Annotated in this window: 5 protein-coding genes and 1 pseudogene; 2 read left to right on the top strand and 4 right to left on the bottom strand. The window is 57.4% G+C overall.

All coding sequences use genetic code 11. The annotated features are described in order from the left end of the window. Positions 1-845, bottom strand: a pseudogene (locus tag QX041_RS34335) (IS3 family transposase); the annotation flags it as partial. A gap of 164 nt (positions 846-1009) precedes the next feature. Next, positions 1010-1156: a transposase DNA-binding-containing protein gene (locus QX041_RS34330; protein ID WP_316168118.1), complete on the bottom strand. Its 147-nt coding sequence runs from the start codon at positions 1154-1156 to the stop codon at positions 1010-1012. Between the two features lie 143 nt (positions 1157-1299). Here QX041_RS34330 and QX041_RS34325 point away from each other — a divergent pair, with 143 nt between their 5' ends. After that, entirely contained in the window at positions 1300-1467 is a 168-nt protein-coding gene (locus QX041_RS34325; protein WP_316168117.1) for a hypothetical protein, read from the top strand. 27 nt (positions 1468-1494) lie between these two features. Here QX041_RS34325 and QX041_RS34320 read toward each other — a convergent pair whose 3' ends face one another. Both QX041_RS34320 and QX041_RS34315 read right to left on the bottom strand, forming a co-directional pair. Further along, positions 1495-2487 carry a hypothetical protein gene (locus QX041_RS34320; RefSeq protein ID WP_316168115.1) on the bottom strand — a complete coding sequence of 331 codons (993 nt, stop codon included), beginning with the start codon at positions 2485-2487 and terminating at the stop codon, positions 1495-1497. A gap of 43 nt (positions 2488-2530) precedes the next feature. Further along, positions 2531-4030: an MBOAT family O-acyltransferase gene (locus QX041_RS34315; protein WP_316168114.1), complete on the bottom strand. Its 1500-nt coding sequence runs from the start codon at positions 4028-4030 to the stop codon at positions 2531-2533. Positions 4031-4281: 251 nt separating this feature from the next. On the opposite strand from QX041_RS34315, the gene QX041_RS34310 reads away from it, so the two are divergent. Further along, positions 4282-5666 (top strand): NF038122 family metalloprotease (locus tag QX041_RS34310; RefSeq protein WP_316168113.1); only part of this gene is annotated, 1385 nt, incomplete at its 3' end.

Below are 5666 nucleotides of genomic sequence, written 5' to 3'. Positions count from 1 at the left end.
TCCATGTCAGGATGGCATTGCTCGTGAGCTCGCTGCCGTTGTCGCTCACCACCATCTTGGGCTTGCCGCGCTCGGCGACCAGCCGGTCCAGCTCCCGAGCGACCCGGGCGCCCGAAAGTGAGGTGTCGGCCACCAGCGCCAGGCACTCGCGGGTGCAGTCGTCGACCACGGTCAGGATGCGGAAGCGCCGGCCATCGGTCATCTGATCCGACACAAAGTCGAGTGACCAGCGATCATTCGGGAGCAGCGGCACCGTCATCGGCGCTCGCGTCCCGATAGCGCGCTTGCGGCCACCTCTGCGGCGCACCGTGAGCCGTTCCTCCCGGTACAGCCGGAACAGCTTCTTGTGATTGACCAGGTAGCCCTCCCGCTTGAGCAGGACGTGCAGGCGACGATAGCCGAAGCGGCGACGCTCATGGGCGATCGCCTCATGCGCTGCCGCAGCCCGGCATCATCGGCCCGGCTCGTCCGATATCTGACCGTCATGCGGCAACATCCGATGGCTTTACACGCCCGCCGTTCGCTCATCCCGTGAACGCGCGCGAGATGTGCGACAGCTCTCCGCTTCGCCGCAGGCGTCACCACTTCTTTCCCAGGAGATCCTTCAGGGCGGCATTGTCCAGCATGGCGTCCGCCAGCAGCCGCTTGAGCCGCGTGTTCTCGTCCTCCAGCGTCTTCAGCCGCTTGGCCTCCGAGACGTCCATTCCGCCGAACTTGGCCTTCCACTTGTAAATGCTGGCGTCGCTCACGCCATGCTTGCGGCAGAGATCGGCGACCGGAACGCCAGCCTCGTGCTCCTTTAAAATCCCGATGATCTGCTCTTCCGTAAAGCGGCCGCGCTTCATGCTCTGGTCCTCGTTGGGCCAGAACGAACTTCAAACTGGATTAAGCCCCAGGGGCAAGGTCAAGCAATCACCCGCTCACGCGTCGATTGAAAATGGCCGGCCAAAATATCCGCCTCGCTGACCCGGTCATTGGAGAAAAACCGATAGGCAGCCTTGGTATTTGCTCAATCCTGGCACACCAGCGGAATGCTTTGCCCCACGGCGCTTCCGATCTGCGCCACCAGTTTGCGAAGGCGCTTGTTCAGACGCTCGTCAGCGAGGCTGACGCCAGCGAGTTCGCGATCAAACCATGCGATGGGCTCTCCGTCCATTGGCATCGCCCCCTGCGAATCGGTGCCAGACAAGGAATCACAGTTGATTCATGCTACGCAATAGCTCGGGCCACCCGCAGGACAAGCGGCCTATTGTGGGTAATTGAAAGCTTCACCGGACGCCTACGCTGAAGGATTCTCCCATGAAAGACTTCTTTGACAAGCTGAACTGGATCGCCGTGCACGGCATCATCGTTGCGATCGAGACCCAGATCGGCAACGGCTCGATGTCGCTCGCCAACATGGTGCCCGAGGCTTGGATTCCGATCGTCACGGCATGGATGCCAATCTCGGCGCAATCGGCGCGCTGATCATGTCGGCCGGCGCGTATGCCGGTGTTAGCTACCATGGCGCCTGACGATGTCGGCCATGACCGGTCCTAAGCGTTCGGCCAGCATGTCCGTATGTTCGCGGACGATATGAGCTGGAACGGAAAACAGCTCGGCCGGCCAAGTTGTGATCAACGGAAATGGCACCTCCACCTCGGGGTGGTTCGACTTGAACTTCTCGATTGCTTCGCGCGTCTTGGCGGACCCTTGTCCTGTACCCAAGGTACAGGCGACCGGCTGGAACACGACCACAAGTGTTTTTCCGAATTTTTTTGCTAGCTTAGCATAAGCGTCCAGTACCTCTTCGGTATACGTTTTCTCCCTGAAGGTGCGAAGGTCGAAGAATTGCGACTCCTTGATTTCGCACTCCGTCGCGGCAACCCCATTGCGCGCGTCATTCTCGGGCATCCAGCCACGAGTTTGCCGATAGAGACGCAGGAATTCCAGATAGTTCTCGTTCTGCAGGAGCGGCCGGTCCAAATTGCCGAATACGCCACCCAGATAGAATACGCGATCCGAAATGTAACGGCGATAGCCAAGCGAAGGAGGATAGATATAGCGTTGCGGGCTCAAGTATTCGCGGTAGATGGCATCGCCAAACACCTTGATGTTGGGATCGCCCCATAGGGCAGCTCCATCACTATCCCAAGTCTCGGGCCTGGGCATCGTATAGGGCGTGATATGAAGGACGAGATAGCGAAGCTTCTCGCTTCTCTCGGCCATGAATCGGAAAACATTATAGTAACCGCTGAATCCAAGATTAGCGCAACAACTCAAGTTGAGGTACGTAGTCCCCTGCGGTAGGTGCCGCATGATCGCCGACGGATCGACGCCGTAAAAGCCGGAACTGTCACCCGATTGAACAATTGTGGGGTTCGAGTCTGCGAAGGCCTCGAGCTTGTGGAACATGAACAGCCGCTGAGGCGTCTCATCGTGCGCGAACGAAAATTGCAAGAAGTTGTTGATCTCAAGAGCGGACGGAGGATGGGTGGTGTAGACCACGCACTCAATGCACGCGATTGCCAGGCCCGCTGCGATCCAAGCCCTAAAATGCGAAATAAATGAACTCATTTGCCTGTCGCCGTGCAAAGAAGAGGATTCCGTAGAAGAGAGCCACGATCACGAGTGTTCTCATCCACCAGGGCATCGACGGGAAGAGGTCGGCAAACTCGCAATCACGGCGCCACGCGATAGCGTCGGTTAAGACAGCAGGGAGGGCGAAGAGCGTCAGGCCCCAGCCATAGACGGAGAACGCCCAGTTTGCCGTTATCGTCTGCCAGACAGAGCGGAGAGCGCCGATCGGAGACCATCCCCATGACACGATCAGTGGTGCAAGAATAGCAGCGGGAACAGCAGCGATGGATTTGATGATTGGCAGGAACTCGGATGGTGTCGAGCGGAAGAAGATCCAACCGAGGCAGATCAAGTGAAAGAACAGAACAGCTGCAATGATGTTGCCGAGCCGACCGAACCGTTTGATCAGAATCGTATCAAGCGGGATCAGCCGATATAGGACCAACAGCAAACCGTGGTAAGCGCCCCAAATGATGAAGAAGACACCGGCACCATGCCAAAGGCCGCCGAGGAGCATGGTAATCATCAGATTGCGCAGAGTCTTTAGCCGACCATCTCTGTTGCCCCCGAGCGGAATGTAGAGGTAGTCGCGCAACCAGGTCGAGAGCGAAATATGCCAACGCGTCCAAAACTCAGATGGGTTGGTCGAGAAATAGGGCGTTAGAAAGTTGCGCATCAGATTGACGCCAAGCAGCCGAGCGATGCCACGTGCAATCGTGGAGTAAGCGGCAAAGTCGCAATAGATCTGAAACGCGAATGCGTAGGTAAAGATCAAGCCCATACCAGGCGGCATAGATCCGTTCACGATTGTGCGCTGAGTTGTTTCGACCAGATTGCCCAGATTGTCCGCGAGCACGGTCTTTTGAAACAGACCAAAGAGTATCATGAACAGAGCGCCACTGACCGTAGCGAAGGACGGCAGGGGGCGGATGTCAGCGAGTTGCGGCAACAGGTCTCGCGCTCGCATGATCGGCCCCGCGACAAGGTGCGGGAAAAATGAGACGAACGAGAGATAGTCGACGACATTCCGATAAGGCTTGAACTCGCGCCGATAGATGTCGATCGTATAACTCATCGACTGGAAGGTGTAGAAGGAAATCGCCGGCGGCAGACTGAGAGCGATGATCGGAAACGTGATGCCGAGAGGGGCTAATGCCGCGGCTGCGTCGGCGCTCAGCCACGTCGTGTATTTGAAGGTCGACAGCAGCAAGAGATTGGCGACCACGCTGACGACCAATAGCCGCTTTCGGTAGAGCTCGTTGTCACTTCCTTCGATCATCTGGCCAATAAAGAAATCGAGGAGTGCAGTGACGAAGAAGGGGGCTAGGTACCACCAGGCACTCGATCCGTAGAAGTACAGGCTAGCAAGGAGAATGAATAGATTGGCGAACGGAGTGCGGCGCAGGAGCAGATAGCCTACAAGGACCGCTGGTAAGAACACGAAGAGGAATGACAGGCTGTTGAATTGCATTTCGTTACAACTTTGAAGCGGAAGTCCCGTTTCCGGAGAATGCGAAGTTTGGTTGCTAACATCCCCGCACTCTTTAGCACAGGAAATCGCCATCATGGTGGCGAAACAGCAACACGGAGCAGTCGATTACCAATATTCTACAACCCGCCATTGTTCTGGCCGGTAGGGGGACGACACGAGTTGGGCGAGATAGGATGGCATTAACCGCCATCCTGCATCCTTTGGGGTAAGATTAATCTGTTTGGCCTTGGATGAAAACGTTGGACCGTTCGATCCCTGTGACGAATTCTGCAGCCGATCCTGTTCAAATTCCGGAGGAGGCCCTCGTGGCGGAGGCGGCCCAAGGCAGCGCCTCCGCAAGTCCGGGCTCGGTGATCGCACTCAGTTCCGGCGGCTTGACCATCAATTTGATATTTGATGCTGCAGCAATGGCCGCTCCGGCCAGTTTTCGGGCCGGCATTCAACAAGCGGCTGCTTTGCTGAGCACTGCGATCTCGGACAAGATCACTATAAACCTGAAAATAGACTATAGCGGCACCGGCGGCGGGGCAGCAGCGGGGCCCGATCACGGCCAGTGGGTGAGTTATTCAAATGTCCGATCATATTTAGTCAACAATGCGACCGCTGGCGACGGCACCTTTGATGCTCTTCCGGGAAGTTCCACTCTGCAGGGGCAATCCGATGTCGCCGTCTGGAACTCTCAGCTCAAACTGTGGGGATTGCTCGGTGCTAACGATACAAGCACCGATGACGGTAGCGCTACTTTCGCCACCGATATCGCGCCAAGTGTGCTTGTCGGGGTTGCACTCCATGAACTGACCCACGCCATGGGGCGTGTTCCGTACGGAACGCAGCCTGATGTATTCGATTTTTTCCGTTTCACCGGCGCCGGGACACGGCTTTTCTTGAACGGTGGCACCGCCCCTGCGGCATACTTCTCGCTGGATGGTGGCAATACAAAGCTTGCCGACTATGGTCAAAGCTCCGATGCAAGTGATTTCCTCAACAGCGGGGCTCAGGGTGCCAATGATCCCTTTAACGAGTTCTACACGGGCAGTACGTTCCAGCAGCTCACCACTTTCGATCTGAAGCAACTGGTAGCGCTCGGCTATCATCTGGTCTCGGCGACGCCAGTCGTGATCGAATCCTTCGGAGCAACGAGTCTCGTTCAAATCGGTAGTGGGTATTTCGTCAACCCTGTCTCTGGAGGAACGGGACCAGAATTGAAGCTCGGCGGGGCCGCCATTGCGGCCGGACAGCTGGGACCTTGGGTGCCCATCGGGGCAGAAGCCACTACGAGCGGGTATGAGGTTGTCTGGAAGGTTGCAGGCGCCGATGAATATACAGCCTGGAACTTCGACGCGAGCGGAAACTTCGTCAGTTCTGCGATCGGCTATGTTTCCGGCACCAGCGCTGCGCTCGAAAGCCTTGAACCGATCCTACACCAGGACCTCAATGGCGACGGGACGATCGGGCTCGTCGGCACCACCATTGAAGCGTTCGGGTCGACCAGCCTGGTTCAGGTGGGGACCGGCTACGATCTCAATCCAGCTTCGGGCGGACCAGAATTGAAGCTCGGCGGGGCCGCCATTGCGGCCGGACAGCTGGGACCTTGGGTGCCCATCGGGGCAGAAGC

This window comes from Bradyrhizobium sp. SZCCHNRI2009, assembly GCF_032485115.1.
Classification (GTDB): Bacteria; Pseudomonadota; Alphaproteobacteria; order Rhizobiales; family Xanthobacteraceae; genus Bradyrhizobium.
The sequence above is the reverse complement of the archived record's forward strand: the minus strand, read 5'-3'. Positions and strand labels throughout refer to the sequence as shown.